The organism is Chengkuizengella sediminis, from assembly GCF_010078385.1.
GTDB lineage: Bacteria > Bacillota > Bacilli > Paenibacillales > KCTC-33759 > Chengkuizengella > Chengkuizengella sediminis.
The window spans coordinates 271,912-289,656 of the sequence record NZ_SIJC01000001.1 but is presented as its reverse complement, the minus strand read 5'-3'; the positions used below and the strand labels follow the sequence as shown (position 1 = coordinate 289,656).

At 34.5% G+C, this 17,745-nt stretch carries 21 protein-coding genes and 1 pseudogene; 21 read left to right on the top strand and 1 reads right to left on the bottom strand.

Features of this window, described 5'->3' with window-relative positions:
• Positions 1 to 5 precede the first annotated feature (5 nt).
• The 17 genes and pseudogenes from ftsY to EPK97_RS01335 all read left to right on the top strand — a co-directional run bounded on the left by ftsY (position 6) and on the right by EPK97_RS01335 (position 11,808).
• Entirely contained in the window at positions 6 to 1,013 is a 1,008-nt protein-coding gene (gene ftsY, locus EPK97_RS01415; protein WP_162034814.1) for a signal recognition particle-docking protein FtsY, read from the top strand.
• 82 nt (positions 1,014 to 1,095) lie between these two features.
• Positions 1,096 to 1,412, top strand: a pseudogene (locus EPK97_RS01410) (zinc ribbon domain-containing protein); the annotation flags it as partial.
• A 45-nt stretch (positions 1,413 to 1,457) separates the two neighbouring features.
• The gene (locus tag EPK97_RS01405) at positions 1,458 to 2,204 is read left to right on the top strand and encodes a hypothetical protein (RefSeq protein WP_162034813.1); all 747 of its coding nucleotides are present in this window, start codon (positions 1,458 to 1,460) and stop codon (positions 2,202 to 2,204) included.
• A 107-nt stretch (positions 2,205 to 2,311) separates the two neighbouring features.
• The gene (locus EPK97_RS01400) at positions 2,312 to 2,776 is read left to right on the top strand and encodes a hypothetical protein (protein WP_162034812.1); all 465 of its coding nucleotides are present in this window, start codon (positions 2,312 to 2,314) and stop codon (positions 2,774 to 2,776) included.
• Positions 2,777 to 2,882: 106 nt separating this feature from the next.
• Positions 2,883 to 3,233 (top strand): putative DNA-binding protein, encoded by a 351-nt coding sequence (locus EPK97_RS01395; protein WP_162034811.1) that lies wholly within the window; start codon positions 2,883 to 2,885, stop codon positions 3,231 to 3,233.
• Positions 3,234 to 3,256: 23 nt separating this feature from the next.
• Positions 3,257 to 4,624: a signal recognition particle protein gene (gene ffh, locus EPK97_RS01390; protein WP_162034810.1), complete on the top strand. Its 1,368-nt coding sequence runs from the start codon at positions 3,257 to 3,259 to the stop codon at positions 4,622 to 4,624.
• Positions 4,625 to 4,694: 70 nt separating this feature from the next.
• Positions 4,695 to 4,967, top strand: coding sequence for a 30S ribosomal protein S16 (gene rpsP / locus EPK97_RS01385; protein ID WP_162034809.1), 273 nt, complete (start codon positions 4,695 to 4,697; stop codon positions 4,965 to 4,967).
• A gap of 25 nt (positions 4,968 to 4,992) precedes the next feature.
• Positions 4,993 to 5,223 carry a KH domain-containing protein gene (locus tag EPK97_RS01380; protein WP_160646376.1) on the top strand — a complete coding sequence of 77 codons (231 nt, stop codon included), beginning with the start codon at positions 4,993 to 4,995 and terminating at the stop codon, positions 5,221 to 5,223.
• Positions 5,224 to 5,329: 106 nt separating this feature from the next.
• Positions 5,330 to 5,854, top strand: a complete 525-nt coding sequence (rimM, locus tag EPK97_RS01375) for a ribosome maturation factor RimM (RefSeq protein WP_240903658.1) — start codon at positions 5,330 to 5,332, stop codon at positions 5,852 to 5,854.
• 2 nt (positions 5,855 to 5,856) lie between these two features.
• Positions 5,857 to 6,600 carry a tRNA (guanosine(37)-N1)-methyltransferase TrmD gene (gene trmD, locus EPK97_RS01370; protein WP_162034807.1) on the top strand — a complete coding sequence of 248 codons (744 nt, stop codon included), beginning with the start codon at positions 5,857 to 5,859 and terminating at the stop codon, positions 6,598 to 6,600.
• Positions 6,601 to 6,744: 144 nt separating this feature from the next.
• Complete coding sequence (gene rplS / locus EPK97_RS01365) at positions 6,745 to 7,089, top strand: 50S ribosomal protein L19 (RefSeq protein WP_162034806.1); 345 nt, start codon at positions 6,745 to 6,747, stop codon at positions 7,087 to 7,089.
• 175 nt (positions 7,090 to 7,264) lie between these two features.
• Positions 7,265 to 7,864 carry a signal peptidase I gene (gene lepB / locus EPK97_RS01360; protein WP_338075635.1) on the top strand — a complete coding sequence of 200 codons (600 nt, stop codon included), beginning with the start codon at positions 7,265 to 7,267 and terminating at the stop codon, positions 7,862 to 7,864.
• On the top strand, positions 7,861 to 8,736 hold the full coding sequence (ylqF, locus tag EPK97_RS01355; RefSeq protein WP_162034804.1) for a ribosome biogenesis GTPase YlqF: 876 nt from the start codon (positions 7,861 to 7,863) through the stop codon (positions 8,734 to 8,736). Before lepB ends, ylqF begins: the two co-directional genes overlap by 4 nt.
• Complete coding sequence (locus EPK97_RS01350; protein WP_162034803.1) at positions 8,729 to 9,337, top strand: ribonuclease HII; 609 nt, start codon at positions 8,729 to 8,731, stop codon at positions 9,335 to 9,337. The genes ylqF and EPK97_RS01350 overlap by 8 nt, the downstream gene beginning before the upstream one ends.
• A gap of 160 nt (positions 9,338 to 9,497) precedes the next feature.
• Positions 9,498 to 11,138 carry a hypothetical protein gene (locus EPK97_RS01345; RefSeq protein ID WP_162034802.1) on the top strand — a complete coding sequence of 547 codons (1,641 nt, stop codon included), beginning with the start codon at positions 9,498 to 9,500 and terminating at the stop codon, positions 11,136 to 11,138.
• A complete protein-coding gene (locus EPK97_RS01340; RefSeq protein WP_162034801.1) occupies positions 11,135 to 11,431 on the top strand; it encodes an EscU/YscU/HrcU family type III secretion system export apparatus switch protein in 297 nt (98 codons plus the stop codon). Before EPK97_RS01345 ends, EPK97_RS01340 begins: the two co-directional genes overlap by 4 nt.
• Positions 11,428 to 11,808, top strand: coding sequence for a YraN family protein (locus tag EPK97_RS01335; RefSeq protein WP_162034800.1), 381 nt, complete (start codon positions 11,428 to 11,430; stop codon positions 11,806 to 11,808). The genes EPK97_RS01340 and EPK97_RS01335 overlap by 4 nt, the downstream gene beginning before the upstream one ends.
• A gap of 14 nt (positions 11,809 to 11,822) precedes the next feature.
• On the opposite strand, the gene EPK97_RS01330 is transcribed toward EPK97_RS01335, so the two are convergent.
• The gene (locus EPK97_RS01330; RefSeq protein ID WP_162034799.1) at positions 11,823 to 13,355 is read right to left on the bottom strand and encodes a YifB family Mg chelatase-like AAA ATPase; all 1,533 of its coding nucleotides are present in this window, start codon (positions 13,353 to 13,355) and stop codon (positions 11,823 to 11,825) included.
• Between the two features lie 199 nt (positions 13,356 to 13,554).
• On the opposite strand from EPK97_RS01330, the gene EPK97_RS01325 reads away from it, so the two are divergent.
• The 4 genes from EPK97_RS01325 (at position 13,555) to dprA (ending at position 17,694) form a co-directional block, all read left to right on the top strand.
• Positions 13,555 to 13,812: a hypothetical protein gene (locus EPK97_RS01325; RefSeq protein ID WP_162034798.1), complete on the top strand. Its 258-nt coding sequence runs from the start codon at positions 13,555 to 13,557 to the stop codon at positions 13,810 to 13,812.
• Positions 13,813 to 14,260: 448 nt separating this feature from the next.
• Complete coding sequence (gene sucC, locus EPK97_RS01320; RefSeq protein ID WP_162034797.1) at positions 14,261 to 15,421, top strand: ADP-forming succinate--CoA ligase subunit beta; 1,161 nt, start codon at positions 14,261 to 14,263, stop codon at positions 15,419 to 15,421.
• A gap of 41 nt (positions 15,422 to 15,462) precedes the next feature.
• Entirely contained in the window at positions 15,463 to 16,392 is a 930-nt protein-coding gene (gene sucD / locus EPK97_RS01315) for a succinate--CoA ligase subunit alpha (RefSeq protein ID WP_162034796.1), read from the top strand.
• A 186-nt stretch (positions 16,393 to 16,578) separates the two neighbouring features.
• Complete coding sequence (dprA, locus tag EPK97_RS01310; RefSeq protein WP_162034795.1) at positions 16,579 to 17,694, top strand: DNA-processing protein DprA; 1,116 nt, start codon at positions 16,579 to 16,581, stop codon at positions 17,692 to 17,694.
• Positions 17,695 to 17,745: the final 51 nt, after the last annotated feature.

Below are 17,745 nucleotides of genomic sequence, written 5' to 3'. Positions count from 1 at the left end.
TATTTATGAGTTTTTTTAAAAAGCTAAAAGATAAAATTTCTAAAAAAACAGAAGAGGTAACAACAAAATTTAAGGATGGGTTAAGTAAAACGAGCACTGCATTTACTGAAAAAATAGAAACATTAGTCCTTCGTCGTAAAAAAATTGATGAGGATTTTTATGAGGAACTAGAAGAAATTTTAATTGGCGCCGACGTAGGCGTGAACGTAGTTATGGAGTTGATTGATGAACTACGTACGGAAGTGCGCAAAAGAAAAATCGAAGATGCAGTAGATTTACAACCAGTCCTTTCTGAAAAACTTGTTGAATTGTTATCTGGGAAAGAGGATAACAGCTTAAATATACAAGAGAGCGGTTTGACGGTTATTCTTTTTGTTGGTGTAAATGGAGTTGGTAAAACTACGACGATTGGAAAAATGGCCCATCGTTTTAATTCTGAAGGAAAAAAAGTTTTGTTAGCAGCAGGAGATACGTTCCGAGCAGGGGCGATAGAACAACTTGAAGTATGGGGAGATCGTGTTGGGGTAGATGTTGTGAAGCAACAAGCAGGCTCAGACCCGGCTGCTGTCATTTATGATGCTCTACAAGCCGCTAAAAAAAGGGAAGCTGACATATTGCTCTGTGATACAGCGGGTAGATTGCAAAATAAAACAAATCTGATGGAAGAACTCAATAAAATATATCGTGTCATTAAACGTGAGGTTCCAAATGCTCCACATGAAGTATTATTAGTATTAGATGCAACGACAGGACAAAATGCACTAAGTCAGGCGAAGTTATTTGGAGAAAAAACAGGCGTTACAGGTTTAGTATTAACTAAACTAGATGGAACAGCTAAAGGTGGGATTGTAGTAGCGATCCGTAATGAGATGGATATTCCTGTGAAATTTGTAGGTTTAGGAGAACAAATGGATGATTTACAGGAATTTGATTCAGATCAGTTTGTTCACGCATTGTTTGCGGGATTAATTAAAGATGAAGAGGAAAGAGAAACAGAGGAATCTGTGGAATAGATAGAAATTATTTAAGAACGGATGTTACATCGTTAAGATGTGATGTCCGTTTTTTTGAAGTATAGGAAGTATAACCTTTCATCTCAAAAACGGAAATCTAGCAAAAGCAATAACGGAAGTCTCTTGGGCAAAGTTTCGTGCGATGCTTGAATATAAAGCGAAATGGTATGGCAAAGATGTGATTGTTGTATCTAAAACATTCGCTTCAAGCCAACTTTGTTCTCATTGCGGATACAAAAACAAAGACGTTAAGAATCTTCATTTTCGAGAATGGGAATGCCCATCTTGCCACACTCATCATGATAGAGATATTAACGCAGGACTTAATCTAAGAAAGAAGCCATTCGTCTCTTAACCGTAGTGTTCAATTCATTGTATATAACTATCACCTTTTTGTGATTAAATTCATTTTATGAATGATACGAGAAGTTCAGAGGTGGTTATATGAGTAAAGATTTAGTCACAATGTATAGAGGTATTCGCATTCCGCAAGAAGAAGGAGATGAAATTAGAGAACATATCCTTCGAAAAGGTCTTCTGGGTGGGGAGGGTCTTGTTTTTAATGATGTTTCTTATCATTTAAGAGATCGACTAGAGGATCTTTTTCATAAAGTAGCTCTTAGTACAAAGGATACCCGAGTATGCAAAAATAGTTATCCCATTGTATATGCATGTGGAGATGAGATCGGAGCGCTTTGTTATGCTTGCGAACCTATTGTTAACAAAAAAGAAAATAATCAAACACCTTTTATTCTTCAGTTCAAAACAGAATTATCATCCATTGAAGTAGATGGTAATGATTTCCTTAACAAAGTATTTCAGAGAATCCATAAAGGAATTGAAGTTCATATTCTTAAAAAAATTATTGATATTTTAGTACCCCTTTATGGAATTAACATCCAGAAATATATAAACAGAGCAGCTGAATCTCCATTTAGAGAACTAAGTTTTAGAAATGCCATCTCTGATTTAGCAAACAAAGATCCACAAATTGTAAAGGATCATTTGAACAATGAACTTATGATTGGAGGGATGTTTAAACTCTTATTTAGATCTGCTTTTAAAGTGAAACTCCCTATTTTACCCCAGCAAATTGTCTCCATTCGTATAGCTGAACAACCTAAAAATGAAATCATCCCCGATATTAGATACTCAGAATTTATGTCTTCATTATTAAAATACTGTAATTGAAATCGAAAGGTCAATCGCCCCTTTTTAAAGTGAGAAGAAAAACACCCAATCCATTCTATTCATCTATTCATAGGATATCGTATCTAATTTGAAAGGGCGGAATTTAAATGTCTATTTTTAATAAAACAAAATGTGACTGTTGCGTATGTCCTATGCAGTTTGTTCTAAAACAATTGGTTGGGCAGACAAATGTGCGCATATTTACTCCTTCAGGATCTTTTTCCACAAATATAATTGATGTGAACGAATTTATATTATTTACTACAGATGGCGATGTACCAATATGTAACATTTCTGCAGTTCGTTTGGAAGGTTTTCAAGAAATAACATTAGAACCACCCATTAAAAATAGTGTGGGAGTTTGCAGTTGTTGTGAAGATCCTATGACTAATATACTTAAATCCCATATTGGAGGTACGGCTTTTATTGAAATAATATCTCCAACTGGAAATATTGCAGCTGATATTATTGATGTTGGGGAAGGAATTGTGTTCGTAAATGATCCTAGTACTACCATTTTCTTTTTTGTTATTTCCACATGTGCTATAACAAGGATCATCCCTTTAAATTGAAATATCAACCTATCAAGTAAAATCACTTGACATTGTTTCTCAAATCCTTTATGATAATTAAAGTTTGACTGTAAGGATATTTTCCTTGACAGAAGGAGAAGAGAAAATGTCTGCTGAAAAAATGTTAGAAAAAACAAATCGAATCAATATGTTATTTGATTTTTATCAAAACTTACTAACCGAGAAGCAGCAAACATACTTAAAGTTTTATTTTCAAGATGACTACTCTTTAGGAGAGATTGCAGAGCAATTTCAAATTAGTAGACAAGCTATATATGAACACATAAAACGGGCGGAACAAGTGCTAGATCAGTATGAAAGCAAGTTGCATTTAGTTTCAAACTACTTAAAACGCAATGAATTATTAAACCAATTAAACAATCACATATTAGATTTGAAAAATAATAAACAATTGTTAGATATCACAGAAAAATTAAAAAGTCTTGATGAAACATAAGAAGGATTGGGGGGTGAAGGTGGATGGCTGCTTTTGAAGGGTTATCAAGTAGATTGCAGAATGTTTTTGGAAAGCTTAAAGGAAAAGGAAAGGTTTCCGAAAATGATGTTAAGGAAGCTATGAGAGAAGTCAGATTGGCACTTCTTGAGGCAGATGTAAACTTCAAAGTTGTGAAGGATTTCATCAACAAGGTGAAAGAAAAAGCAACTGGGTTAGAAGTAATGAAAAGTTTTACGCCAGGTATGGTTATCATCGATATTGTTAATAAAGAATTAACGGCCTTGATGGGGGAAACACAAAGTAAATTAAATAAATCTAATAAACCTCCAACGGTCATCATGATGGCAGGTTTGCAAGGGGCAGGTAAAACAACCACAACCGGAAAATTAGCAAAATACTTACAAAAACAAAACCATAAACCACTCTTAGTTGCAGCAGATATTTATAGACCTGCAGCGATCAAACAGCTCCAAATTCTAGGAGAACAAATTGATGCACCTGTATTTTCACTAGGTGATAAAGCGAATCCAGTGGATATCGCCAAACAAGGTTTACAGCAAGCGAAAGAAAATCATAATGATTATGTCATCATTGATACAGCCGGACGATTACATATCGATGAAGACTTAATGAATGAGCTTAAGGAAATTAAAGAAACGGTTCAACCTGATGAAGTACTGCTTGTTGTTGATTCCATGACAGGTCAGGATGCTGTTAATGTAGCAGAGAGCTTTAATGAACAACTTGAATTAAGTGGCGTTGTTTTAACGAAGTTAGACGGTGATACTCGTGGTGGTGCTGCGCTTTCTGTAAAAGCGGTGACAGGTAAACCGATTAAATTTGCGGCAATGGGTGAAAAAATCGATGCACTAGAACCTTTTTATCCTGATCGTATGGCTTCTCGAATACTTGGTATGGGGGATATGCTTAGCTTAATTGAAAAAGCACAAACGAATATCGATGAAGAAAAAGCCAAAGAAATGGAACGTAAGATGCGCAAGGCTGAATTTACATTTGAGGATTTTCTGGAGCAAATGGAGCAGGTCAGAAATATGGGGCCGCTAGATCAAATTATGGATATGATGCCTGGAATGGGCAAAATGAAAAACATGAAAAATCTAAATGTAGATGAAAAACAGCTAGGACGTGTAGAAGCAATAGTCAAATCTATGACCACAGAGGAAAAGAGAAAACCAGAGATCTTAAATGCAAGTCGTCGTAAACGTATCGCATTAGGTAGTGGAACCTCAGTAAAAGATGTAAACAGGTTACTAAAACAGTTTGAAGATATGAAAAAAATGATGAAGCAGTTTTCTTCTATGATGGGTGGACCAGGTAAAAAAGGAAAGAAACCGAATTTAGGAAAGGGATTTAAATTCCCATTTGGTTAAGAGTAGTTTTTTATTTAAAGGGTTTATCCTATGAACATTGTAGTTTTTTTTTTAAGGAGGTGAAAATATAATGGCAACTCGTATCCGTTTAAAACGTATTGGTGCACACAAAGCACCGTTTTATCGTGTAGTAGTATCTGATTCACGTTCTCCTCGTGATGGACGTTTCATCGAGGAAATTGGAACATATAACCCTTTAACTGAGCCTGCAACTGTAAGTATCAATGAAGAGAAAGCACTTCAATGGCTTGGTACAGGTGCAAAACCTTCTGATACTGTACGTAATTTATTCAGTAAAGCAGGGATCATGAAAACTTTTCATGAGCAAAAGCTTCAAAAATAATGTCTTCATACGGAGGGGGCTTTTTATGAAAGAGTTAATTTTAACGATCGTAAAGGCACTAGTAGACCATCCAGAAGATGTTCATGTGAATGAAGTACAAAAAGATCGTGAAACAGTTTATCAATTGTCTGTCCATAGCGATGATATGGGTAAAGTAATCGGTAAACAAGGTCGGATCGCAAAAGCGCTTCGTACAGTTGTATCATCTGCAGCTGTAAAAGATAAAAAGCGAGTATACATTGATATTATACAATAAGGTTAGGGGATTATATTTCCTAACCTTTTTGTATATAGACATATTTACTCCCTTAATTATGGGTATATTAATGAAGAGTTTTTGTGGATGTTAGGAGTGAATGATATTGGAGGAAAATAAAAAATACTACAGAGTAGGTAAAATCGTAAATACTCACGGTTTACGCGGGGATCTCAAGATAATTTCAAAGTCTGATTTTCCTGAAGTTCGATTTAAAAAAGGAAGCAAGTTATATGTCTTACTTGAAAATGAAAATAAATACCAAGCCTTAATTGTTGAAAACGCAAGACCTCATAAAGAAGTGTTTATTGTGAAGTTTAATGATTTTAATCATATCAATGAGGTTGAAAAACTGAAAAACCTTATATTATATGTTTCTGAAGATCAATTGGTAGAGCTTCCAGATGAAGAATATTATTTTCATGAAATTATCGGATGTAAGGTATTCTCTGATGAAAACGAGGAGCTTGGTGAAATTATAGACATATTAACACCTGGTGCGAATGATGTGTGGGTAGTCAAACGAAAAAAAGGAAATGATTTGTTAGTCCCAATCATAGATGATGTTTTATTACGTGTGGATGTGAAAGAGAAAATGGTTATGATTCGATTGATGGAAGGAATGTTATAATCATGAAAATCGATGTTTTAACCTTATTTCCGCACATGTTTAACGGTGTTTTTAATGAAAGCATACTTGGTAAAGCAAACGAAAAGGGACTTGTCTCCTTAAATACTATTAATTTTCGTGAATTTGCAAATAATAAACATAACACAGTAGATGATTATCCATATGGTGGTGGGGCAGGAATGGTATTAAAACCAGAGCCCATATTTTCTGCTGTAGAAAACCTGATAAATGAAGGTGAAACCACTTCTAAAATTGTTTTAATGTGTCCGCAAGGAGAAAAGTTCGATCAATCAAAAGCAGAGGTTCTTTCTAAAGCGGAACATCTTGTTTTTATCTGTGGTCACTATGAAGGTTATGACGAAAGAATAAGAGAACATTTAGTTACAGATGAGATATCTGTTGGCGATTATATTTTAACAGGGGGAGAAATCCCAGCAATGGTTGTCATTGATAGCGTTGTTCGCTTACTGCCTGGTGTGTTAGGGAATGAAGCCTCTGCTGGTAGTGATTCCTTTAGTTCAGGGCTGTTAGAATACCCACAATATACAAGACCGGCATCATTTCGAGGACTTGATGTTCCTGATGTGCTATTATCAGGTCATCATAAAAATATTGATGAGTGGAGACAAAAAGAATCTCTACGAAGAACTTTGGAGCGCAGGCCAGAACTTCTTGAAAAATTGAACTTAAGTAAGGAACAATTAAAATACATAAATGAACTTAAATTTCAAAGTTCAGAAGAATAAAATTTACATTGAGTTTTCAAGTATGATATGGTAAAATACTATCTGTTGTGATTGACTAAGGTGGTCCTCTGCTCGTAGAACATATAGAACTGATTTCTATATTATAGACGGTATGAACATCTGTTCGGAAGGAGGAATTAACTCATGAATATTGTTAGAGAAATTACACAAGATCAATTACGTCAAGATCTACCAAGCTTTCGTCCTGGTGATACTTTAAAAGTACACGTTAAAGTAATCGAGGGATCTCGTGAACGTATTCAGGTTTTTGAAGGTGTAGTTATCAAAAGACGTGGTGGCGGAATTAGCGAAACGTTTACAGTAAGAAAAATTTCTTACGGCGTTGGAGTTGAAAGAACATTCCCTATAAATTCACCTAAAATTGATAAAATTGATGTTGTTCGCCGTGGTAAAGTTCGTCGTGCTAAGTTGTATTACTTACGTGCTCTTCGCGGTAAAGCAGCAAGAATTAAAGAGATCAGAAGATAAAAAAGAAGGGGGCTTGCTAAAACAAGTCCCTTTTTTTATCAGATAGGAAAATATGACTTTCCTTGGCTGGTTGTTTAGCTAGTTCAAAGGTCAATTTTACAGCCCTGTTATCATTGTTATATCATTTTTATTAGGGTTATTCAATATATTCCCAAAATTAGAAAGGTCAATGGATATGGATGAAAAAATAGATAATGAAGAAACAAAACAAATGAGTTCCTTTATGAATACATCTTGGGAATGGATTAAATCAATATTAATCGCAGTGGCATTGGTTGTCATCATTCGATCTTTTTTATTTACTCCAACCGTAGTGTCAGGACAATCAATGGAGCCTAGTTTTTTTAATAGTGATAAGTTAATCGTTAATAAGATCCTTTACACTATTCGTGAGCCAGAACGTGGTGAAGTGGTCATCTTTAAAGCAAATCAAGAACAAGATTTTATTAAAAGGGTCATTGCATTACCAGGAGAAACGGTGGAAGTTAAAGGTGATGAAGTATTTGTTAATGGAGAACGATTAGATGAGCCCTATATTAAAGAAGAGATAGAAAAAGCCAAACAAAATGGTGGAAGCTATAATAATTTGGATTTCCCTGAAGCTATCGTTCCAGAAGGCACAGTTTTTGTGATGGGGGATAACCGTCCTAATAGTCAAGATAGTCGAAGGATTGGGTTTGTTTCTTATGAGCAAGTTATTGGTCGAGCAGACTTAGTGATTTGGCCTTTACAGGATCTAGGAATCGTATCACATGAGGTTGGTGAATTGCAATGACAATTCAATGGTTTCCTGGACATATGACTAGAGCTCGAAGACAGATCGAAGGTAAATTAAAACTGCTTGATGTCGTGATTGAATTATTAGATGCTCGAGTTCCTCTATCCAGTCGAAATCCAATGATTGATGAAATATTAAAGGATAAACCTCGGATTGTGCTTTTAAACAAAGCAGATTTAGCAGATCCTTCTGTTACTACTGAATGGGTAAAATATTTCAAAAATCAAAATTTAGACGCTTTACCGATCGATTCAATTTCTGGTACACAAGTACAAGAAATATTACCTCGATCAAAACAATTGATAAAACACAAAATTGATGCCCAATTGAGAAAGGGTATTAAACCTCGTGCTATCCGATCATTGATTGTCGGAATTCCTAATGTAGGTAAATCAACATTGATTAATCGTTTAGCAGGGAAAAAAATAGCGGAAACAGGAGATAAACCAGGCGTTACTAAAGCGCAGCAGTGGATCAAAATTGGCTCAGAAATGGAGTTGTTAGATACACCTGGTATTTTATGGCCAAAATTTGAAGATCAAAATGTAGGGATGCGATTAGCAGCAACGGGCGCGATTAAGGAAACTTTATTACATCTGGATGATGTAGCATTTTATGTTATTAGACATTTTCTTGAAAATTATCCTGAACGACTAAAGGAAAGATATGATGTTGAATATATTCCTGAAGATTTAAATGATCCGAACGAAATTGTGACTGTTATGGAAGAAATCGGACAAAAACGTGGCTGCATTAAACGTGGAGGAATCATTGATCTAGAAAAAACTTCAAGTATCATTATAAGGGAAATGAGAGCCGGTACCTTAGGTAGATTTTCATTGGAGACTCCGGAGAATTTGAATGATTAGCTATGAAAAAACTTATTGGCAGCAGAACAAACAATACATAGCAGGCATTGATGAGGTTGGTAGAGGGTGTTTATTAGGAGATGTTGTGGCTGCTGCTGTTATTTTACCTATAGATTTAATAATTGAAGGTATTAATGACTCTAAAAAACTAAGTCCTAAAAAAAGAGAAGTATGTTATGAAAAAATCATGGAAAAATCATTGGCTATTAGCATAGGCAAGGTGGATGCAAGTACAGTTGACGACATAAATATAAAACAAGCTTCACGTTTAGCGATGAAACAAGCCGTTGAAAAATTAGATATCCAACCTGATTTCTTATTAATAGATGCCGAGAAAATTAGTACCTCCATACCTCAATTATCACTCATCAAGGGGGATTCATTAAGTCAGTCTATAGCAGCGGCCTCCATTGTTGCTAAAGTGACTAGGGACCGAATGTGTTTGCAGTGGGATATGGAATACCCAGAATATGATATTGCGAAGCACAAAGGTTACGGAACAAAGCTACATAGAGAACATATAACAAACTATGGTCCTTGTCCGATACATAGACGGACTTTCCTTAAAAATATCATTAACATACAACAAACTCTTTTCTAAAGCAGTTATAGAGGTAAGAACTTTTTGTACACGTAGTGATAACATAATTATGTTACATAGTTGAGTCCTAAAGTCAAAAGTGAATGGTTCACTTCAATTTTAGGGCTTTTTTACCGATAAAAATTGTATAGACTTACTAATGATTATTGGGGAGATTATAATGAACTTTAATGTTTTAATGCGTAATTTATTAGGTGATTTAAAGTTATCAGATACTAAAACTCTTCAGTTAAAAGAGGGGCAGATTGTGAAAGGTTTAGTGCTTCAGCTATTGAACAATCAAGAAGCATTAATTCAAATTAATGGTGTACAATTAAAAGCCAAGTTAGAAATTGCATTATCACAAGGGGATCATAAGTTGTTACAGGTACAACCAAAAACTTCTGATGGGTTATTGCTATTGAAACCTGTTGAACAATCGGTATTGCCTATTGCAAAAGAATCTGTACCAGAATTATTAAATGTATTTAATCTTAAGAACACACCGTCCAATAGAGAGCTGATACAAACCTTACATAAAGAAGAAATTCCTCTTACAAAAGAAAATTTAACAAAATTTCAATCTATCATTCCCCTTACAAAAGATCGTAATTTAATACAAAAATCGTTACAGTCCGGGATTTTCCTTTTAAATAAAGGGTTGCCCATAACTGAAACAACAATGGAAGCAATCCGGCAAATACAACAAGGAAAACCTCTACATGAACTGATAAACCAATTATATAAATCAGTAACTGAATGGGTGAAATCAGCTTTACAACAAGTGAAAGAACCTCAGCCACAAACAGATTTAATTGCTAAATTCAATCCAAGTCATCATGATCAATCTAACTTGTCTAAATTATCTAACGAATCCAAAACCGTATCTTTGAAGTTATTAGATAATTTACACATGATGAAGAGCTTAATGTTTCAATTTCAGACTTCCGTGGAGATGAATACACAATCTAAAATGAATATTAAAACAACTCTAGACAATGAGCACGTTCGTTTTACAAAAAATGTTCAAAGGATTGATTCTGAGAATCCTGTTTCTCATCAACAGTCAACAGATTTATCTAATGAACAACAGACAAACAGACCAGTTGCACAAATGACTCAAGATGGACAGATGAAAGAAAACTGGATTTCTCGATTTATTAAAAATTTAGGTCTAGACTATGAGAAGCAGTTAGTGAATTCGTTTAAATCATTTGAATTTACATCAAATAAAATGAATCAACCTATAATGAATATTGCAACTCTATCAGATTTAGAAACTTCCATGGAATTTCAAAACCTCAAAAGTTTAATGTTACAGTTGTTATCGGTTGATGATCTTCCGAGCCATATTAAAGAACAATCACAACAACTACTCAATCATATTACTGGGCAGCAACTATTTTTATCATCCAATCGTACAGATGTTATAACTCACTTTACTATTTTTATACCGATTTATAATGATAGCGGAGATCAGACTTCATCGATCAGTATTCAGAGTCGCCGCAATAAAAAAGGTGAGATAGATGTTAATAATTGTAGTTTGTGGTTTGATTTAAATATGAAAACATTAGGTGAAACGCTGATAGATATCCAAGTTGTTAGCAACATGGTGAGCATACAAATTCATAATGATCATTCTAAAACAGAGGAGTTAATTGAAACGGGTATTGTGAAACTAATAATAGAAGGCTTGGGTTTTCGATTTCTTTCCTTAAAACATCTCCCTATACCAGAAAAGCAAGGAAAGTTAAATGTAAGACATAGCCCAAATGATTATGTATCTTCTTCATATAAGGGGGTAGATGTTCGAGTATGAATAAGAACAATCGAAAAATAACAAAAGCTGTAGCTCTAAGTTATTCATCTGAGCAAAATGATGCACCAGAATTAAAAGCAAAAGGTAAAGGGATAATCGCAGACAATATCATTGAAAAAGCGAAAAGTTATGGTGTTCCCATTCAAGAGGATGCATCCCTTGTAGAAGTCTTATCAAAGTTAGAAATAAATGAAGAAATCCCAGCAGAATTATACCAGCTTGTTGCTGAGGTTTTAACTATGGTTTACGAAGCGGATCAAAAAGCAAAAATGCTGGAAGTATTTAAACCATGAAAAAACAAATAAAGGATCAGAGAATAAAAATAGGACAAATAGGAGAACAATTTTCTGTTCAATTTTTAGAATCAAATAACTATCATGTCAAAGAAATAAATTGGAGATGCAAAATAGGTGAGATAGATATTATCGCTTATGAAAAAGATATACTTGTATTCTTAGAAGTCAGAACTAGAAGAGATACAGGGAAGTTTGGTACTCCTCAAGAATCGATTAATTATACAAAGCAGCACAAAGTTCGTTCAGCTTCACAGGTATATCTTATGACAAACAATAAATTAAATGGAAAAATTAGATTTGATGCCATTTGCATACTGCTAAATAAGAAGGGTGATACATTGCTGTCTCTTGACCATATAAAAAATGCATTTTGATTGGGTTTCATGAATCAAATAGAACTGAATCTTCGGTCTAATGTACGATATTGGATAGCTTCTGCAATATGTTCGCATTTAATATTTTTTTGTTCATCTAAATCTGCGATAGTTCGAGCTGTTTTTATAATTCGATCATACGCACGAGCACTTAATCCAAGAGCTTCAAATGAAACGTGTAAAAGCTCTTTAGCATTTGAATCCAGTTTGCAGTGTTCATAAATTAAAGAGCCGTATGCTTCTCCGTTAAAATGGATATTTGTTTGTTGATATCTTTTACGTTGAATTTTTTGTGCTGATTCTACACGTTCTATCATTTCAGCAGAAGACATCTGCTTTTCATTAGACGTTATCGTGCTATAATCCATTTGCAGTACCTCTACATGAAGGTCAATGCGGTCCAACAACGGTCCTGAAATTTTCGAGCGATATTGATTGATTTTATGAGTGCTGCAGGTGCAAGGATTTGATTCGGAGTCAGATCCTAAATATCCACAGGGGCAGGGATTCATAGCTGCTGCGAAAATGAATTGTGAAGGATATGTATATACTGCTTTGGATCTGCTAATAGTTATTTCCTTCTCCTCTAAAGGTTGTCTTAAAACTTCAAGAACATGACGATGGAATTCAGGAAATTCATCTAAATACAACACCCCTCTATGAGATAAACTCACTTCACCTGGTTTAGGTATACTCCCGCCGCCAATCAATCCAGCTTGGGAAATCGTATGATGAGGAGATCGAAATGGACGTTTTTTTATAAGTTCATGGTTACTTTTAAGTTTATTTGTTACACTATATATTTTTGTTACCTCAAGTGCTTCTTCGTTTGACAATATAGGTAAGATGCTTGTTATTCTTTTCATTAACATGGTTTTACCAGAACCCGGGGGACCAATAAGTAATATATTGTGCATTCCAGAGGCAGAAATCATTAAAGCTCTTTTTGCATGAATTTGTCCTTTTACATCTTTGAAATCTTCATTTTCTGATATAGGGGATCTTAATTGCTCTGATATCTCGTGCTGTTGTACATAAATCGGATATTTTTTTTGATTTAAATCATTCAAGTGGGAGATCGGAATAACTTTACAATGCTCAATTAAGGTTGCTTCGGCTGCATTATCCTGAGGTAAAATGATTTGGTGAAGTCCATGATTCTGAGCATAATCTACCATTGGCAGGACCCCAGGAACAGCTCTTAATGTGCCGTCTAAAGCTAATTCTCCAATGATGAGTGTATGAGATAAGTTTTCTAGTTGGAGTTGTTTACTTGCCACAAGAATACCTAGAGCAATGGCTAAATCAAAAGAAGATCCTTCCTTTCTAAGATCTGCAGGTGCTAAATTAACTGTAATACGTTGGAGTGGAAATTCAAAGCCACAATTTTTAATGGCGGATCTTACTCGTTCTATTGATTCTCGAACTGCAGAATCAGGGAGACCTACAATATGAAAAACAGGCAAACCATTACTTAAATCAACCTCAACCTCTATAATTTTACCTTCGATTCCATGTAGACAGCTACTCAATAATTTTGCATACAAAAAAAACACCATCCTCTTCTTATTTCATCATAAAACAATAGAAAATGGTGCTTCCATATTTCCTGAATTTTCTTTTTTATTATAATAAATACATTTTTATTATGCAAGTATTGTATCTACATTCACGTTTCATAAGAATCAATCTAACATTGAAATATTTTTATTGAGGGATGGACATATTATAATCGAGGTGATAAAAATGGAAGAAAAACCATATTTTTGTCCAAACTGTCGTGCAAATCGAATTAAGTTTAACTTAATTGCTTCAACATCTTTACAAATGTTAAAGGATGCTTATTCCGGACAGGTCGTTGAACAAGAGGATCCAACCGTGATTGCTGAGGTGGAACCAATGATTCAATGCAGAGTATGTAACTTTAGCGGCAACGAAATGCGTTTTATTAAACAAGCTGAGCGGGAACCAAGATTTGAAAATGTCACTACACCGATGAGCTGATGTGTGTGAAAGATAGATTTTATGCACAAGATATTTATATTATTGACATTAGAAGACCGTCCCTAGGGCGGTTTTTCCCTTTTCACACCTATGTGACAAATGTCTGCATCAAAACCTGTTTTGTAAACTTCTGACACCAGTGCATTTTTGATCTGGCAACATCGGCATCATCTGTCTTCGCCTTTAAGGCTCGCCAATCGGCGAGTTTTCTTTATCGAACAAAAGTGATAAATTTTTTTTATACCTACTTTAGAAAAATGATATTGCTATGAATCGTGTGTTTTTTTAAAAGTAAGGTAATTGTCAAAAAAAAATGGTACAATAGTTTAGGATTTGTGATAAGGACTATATAAACCTGTTCCAGTATATGGTTCTAATAGAGAATCGTTATAAAATAGACAAAATTGTCAACATATTATAAGTGAATTTTGATAGGAGGAAAATAGAAATGAATATCCATGAGTATCAAGGGAAAGAAATCTTGAGACAGTATGGTGTAGCGGTCCCTGAAGGGAAAGTTGCTTTTACTGTTGATGAAGCTGTGGAGGCTGCTAAAGAACTAGGAACATCTGTGAATGTTGTAAAAGCTCAAATACATGCAGGTGGAAGAGGTAAAGCAGGCGGTGTTAAAGTAGCAAAAAATTTAGATGAAGTACGTACATATGCTGGTGAAATTTTAGGTAAAGTTTTAGTAACACATCAAACAGGACCTGAAGGAAAAGAAGTTAAACGTTTGTTAATTGAACAAGGTTGTGATATTCAGAAGGAATATTACGTTGGAATCGTTGTTGACCGTGATACAGGTAGAGTTGTTATGATGGCATCTGAAGAAGGCGGAACAGAAATTGAGGAAGTCGCGGAAAAAACACCTGAGAAGATTTTTAAAGAAGTTATAGACCCAGCCGTAGGTTTACAAGCATTCCAAGCTAGAAAGTTAGCTTATTCGATTAATATCCCTACTAAATTAGTAAATAAAGCTGTTAAATTTATGATTAGTTTATATACTGCTTTTGTTGAAAAAGATTGCTCTATTGCAGAAATCAATCCACTAGTTGTGACTGGTGATGGAAATGTTATGGCGTTAGATGCAAAATTGAATTTTGATTCAAATGCATTGTATCGTCATGCTGATATATTAGAATATCGTGATTTAGATGAAGAGGATGGAAAAGAAATCCAAGCTTCTAAATTTGACTTAAGTTATATTGCATTAGATGGAAATATTGGTTGTATGGTTAATGGTGCTGGACTTGCTATGGCAACGATGGATATCATTAAACATTATGGAGGAGACCCTGCGAACTTCTTAGATGTAGGGGGCGGTGCAACAACTGAGAAAGTAACAGAAGCTTTTAAAATTATATTATCTGATGATAACGTAAAGGGTATTTTTGTTAATATCTTTGGTGGAATCATGCGTTGTGATATCATCGCTAATGGAGTTGTTCAAGCTGCTAAACAAATCTCATTAGATCGTCCTTTAGTTGTTAGATTGGAAGGTACAAATGTAGAACAAGGCAAAGACATACTAAATCAATCAGGTTTAAATATAGTGACTGCTGATTCAATGGCAGATGGAGCTCAAAAAATAGTTGAGATGGTAAAGTAATTAAGTAAAAGCATATAACTTTAGAAAGGATTGAAAATGCGATGAGTATTTTAATAAATAAAGATACAAAAGTCATCACACAAGGGATTACAGGATCTACAGGTATGTTGCATACAAAAGGTGCATTGGATTATGGAACACAAATGGTCGGCGGTGTGACTCCCGGTAAAGGGGGAACAAATGTAGATATTGAACTTGATAATGGAAGTACTGCTTCTTTACCTGTATTTAATACAGTAACGGAGGCTGTAACGGAAACAGGTGCAACAGTTTCAGTGATTTATGTACCCCCTGCTTTTGCTGCTGATGCAATTATGGAAGCTGTTGATGCGGAAGTAGAATTAGCTATTTGTATAACAGAAGGCATCCCAGTTCTAGACATGGTTAAAGTGCAAAAATACATGGAGGGGAAAAAGACACTTCTCATTGGTCCAAACTGTCCAGGACTAATCACACCAGATGAATGTAAAATTGGCATTATGCCAGGATACATACACACTAAAGGTCATGTAGGTGTAGTATCAAGAAGTGGTACTTTGACATATGAAGCTGTGCATCAATTAACAACTCGTGGTATTGGTCAATCTTCAGCAGTCGGTATTGGCGGAGATCCTGTTAAGGGAATGGAATTTATTGATGTATTAGATCGTTTTAATGAAGATCCCGATACTTATGCAGTTATTATGATCGGAGAAATTGGTGGAACTGCAGAGGAAGAAGCTGCAGAGTGGATTAAAGCAAATATGAAAAAACCTGTTGTTGGTTTTATTGGTGGAAAAACAGCCCCTCCAGGAAAAAGAATGGGACATGCGGGTGCCATTATTTCAGGAGGAAAAGGAACTGCGGCCGAAAAAACTGCAACACTGGAAGCTTGTGGTGTGAAGGTAGCTCCAACACCTTCGGATATGGGAGCTACTTTAGTAAGTGTTTTAGAGGAACATGGTTTGTTAGAAAAGTGTATTACTAAATAATAAATTTATATACAAAACCTTCTATATCTAAGTTGATATGGAAGGTTTTTTTTATAAAGTTGCTTCACATTAATTTTATAATTAATTTATTTAAACATGATTTCCTTCTAAAAATATGTATAATAGGAATAAAGTTCTAAGCAATTCTAATCGGTATGCTTTTTATTCTATGGGGGTGATGAAGAAGTGGAGTCACGCAATATTTTATTTGGATTACATGAGTTGAATGGTATAGGGTGGAAAACGATACAGTTGATTTTTCAATCTATAAAACATAATGAGGATATTGAAAAAGGGTTGGAAAAACTCCTTAGTACTGATGAAAATTCATTGATTAAAAACTATAAACTTCCTAAGAATAAAGCTCAAATTATTGCAAAAAATTTGAATTTAAACTTCATTCAGTGTAGATTAGAAATATACAAAAATGAAAATATCTCATTTTTAACGATTTTTGATGAGGATTATCCGAAAATTTTAAAGGAAACACCGAGTCCTCCATGGGTCATTTATTACAAAGGGAATTTAAGAATTTTAGACAATTTTAAATTAGCAATTGTTGGGACAAGATATCCTACAGTATATGGAAAAATGATTACCGAAAAACTAGCAAATCAATTATCTAACCTGGGATTTTGCATAGTAAGTGGATTAGCAAGAGGAATCGATAGTATTTCTCATAAAGCTGCTATGGATCATTCAGGTTCGACTATTGCTGTTTTGGGTTCAGGTATAGATGTTGTATACCCGTCAGAAAATAAACATTTATATGACTCCGTTGCGAATAAAGGTTTGATTGTTTCAGAATTCCCATTAGGGACAAAACCACATCCAGGTTTATTTCCGCAACGTAATCGGATCATTGCTGGTTTATCTTTAGGTACAATCGTAATTGAAGCAGCTGAAAAAAGTGGCTCATTAATTACAGCAGATCAAGCATTAGAAATGTCTAGGGATGTCTTCGCTATACCTGGTCCGATTACTTCACCAAAAAGTCAAGGTACTTTGTCATTGATTAAACAAGGGGCAAAAATGGTAACCGTTTTAAAAGATATAGTTGAAGAATATGAGCATATGATGAAAATAAGTTATAATGAAGAAACCTTAACAACAAGTAAGGTTTTAAGTGAAGAAGAGCAAAAAATTGTTGAATTTATCTCTTCAGAACCCACCACTTTTGATCAAATTTTACATAAAAGTGAATTTACTTTTGGACATTTACACTCAGTTCTGTTATCTTTACTTATGAAAAATGTGATAGCTCAATTACCAGGATCAAAGTTTGTAACAAAAAGTTCTTAAACAATAAATTTTATAACTTTTATATTATAAAGTTAATCTTTCATTAGGGGG

Bases quoted from the DNA above. Each gene is read 5' to 3' on its own strand.
- rpsP (WP_162034809.1), top strand. From the start codon at position 4,695: ATGGCAACTCGTATCCGTTTAAAACGTATTGGTGCACACAAAGCACCG.
- lepB (WP_338075635.1), top strand. From the start codon at position 7,265: ATGGATGAAAAAATAGATAATGAAGAAACAAAACAAATGAGTTCCTTT.
- ffh (WP_162034810.1), top strand. From the start codon at position 3,257: ATGGCTGCTTTTGAAGGGTTATCAAGTAGATTGCAGAATGTTTTTGGA.
- EPK97_RS01340 (WP_162034801.1), top strand. From the start codon at position 11,135: ATGAATAAGAACAATCGAAAAATAACAAAAGCTGTAGCTCTAAGTTAT.
- rplS (WP_162034806.1), top strand. From the start codon at position 6,745: ATGAATATTGTTAGAGAAATTACACAAGATCAATTACGTCAAGATCTA.
- EPK97_RS01350 (WP_162034803.1), top strand. From the start codon at position 8,729: ATGATTAGCTATGAAAAAACTTATTGGCAGCAGAACAAACAATACATA.
- ylqF (WP_162034804.1), top strand. From the start codon at position 7,861: ATGACAATTCAATGGTTTCCTGGACATATGACTAGAGCTCGAAGACAG.
- EPK97_RS01400 (WP_162034812.1), top strand. From the start codon at position 2,312: ATGTCTATTTTTAATAAAACAAAATGTGACTGTTGCGTATGTCCTATG.
- EPK97_RS01325 (WP_162034798.1), top strand. From the start codon at position 13,555: ATGGAAGAAAAACCATATTTTTGTCCAAACTGTCGTGCAAATCGAATT.
- EPK97_RS01405 (WP_162034813.1), top strand. From the start codon at position 1,458: ATGAGTAAAGATTTAGTCACAATGTATAGAGGTATTCGCATTCCGCAA.
- EPK97_RS01380 (WP_160646376.1), top strand. From the start codon at position 4,993: ATGAAAGAGTTAATTTTAACGATCGTAAAGGCACTAGTAGACCATCCA.
- EPK97_RS01335 (WP_162034800.1), top strand. From the start codon at position 11,428: ATGAAAAAACAAATAAAGGATCAGAGAATAAAAATAGGACAAATAGGA.
- EPK97_RS01395 (WP_162034811.1), top strand. From the start codon at position 2,883: ATGTCTGCTGAAAAAATGTTAGAAAAAACAAATCGAATCAATATGTTA.
- EPK97_RS01345 (WP_162034802.1), top strand. From the start codon at position 9,498: ATGAACTTTAATGTTTTAATGCGTAATTTATTAGGTGATTTAAAGTTA.
- sucC (WP_162034797.1), top strand. From the start codon at position 14,261: ATGAATATCCATGAGTATCAAGGGAAAGAAATCTTGAGACAGTATGGT.
- sucD (WP_162034796.1), top strand. From the start codon at position 15,463: ATGAGTATTTTAATAAATAAAGATACAAAAGTCATCACACAAGGGATT.
- trmD (WP_162034807.1), top strand. From the start codon at position 5,857: ATGAAAATCGATGTTTTAACCTTATTTCCGCACATGTTTAACGGTGTT.
- ftsY (WP_162034814.1), top strand. From the start codon at position 6: ATGAGTTTTTTTAAAAAGCTAAAAGATAAAATTTCTAAAAAAACAGAA.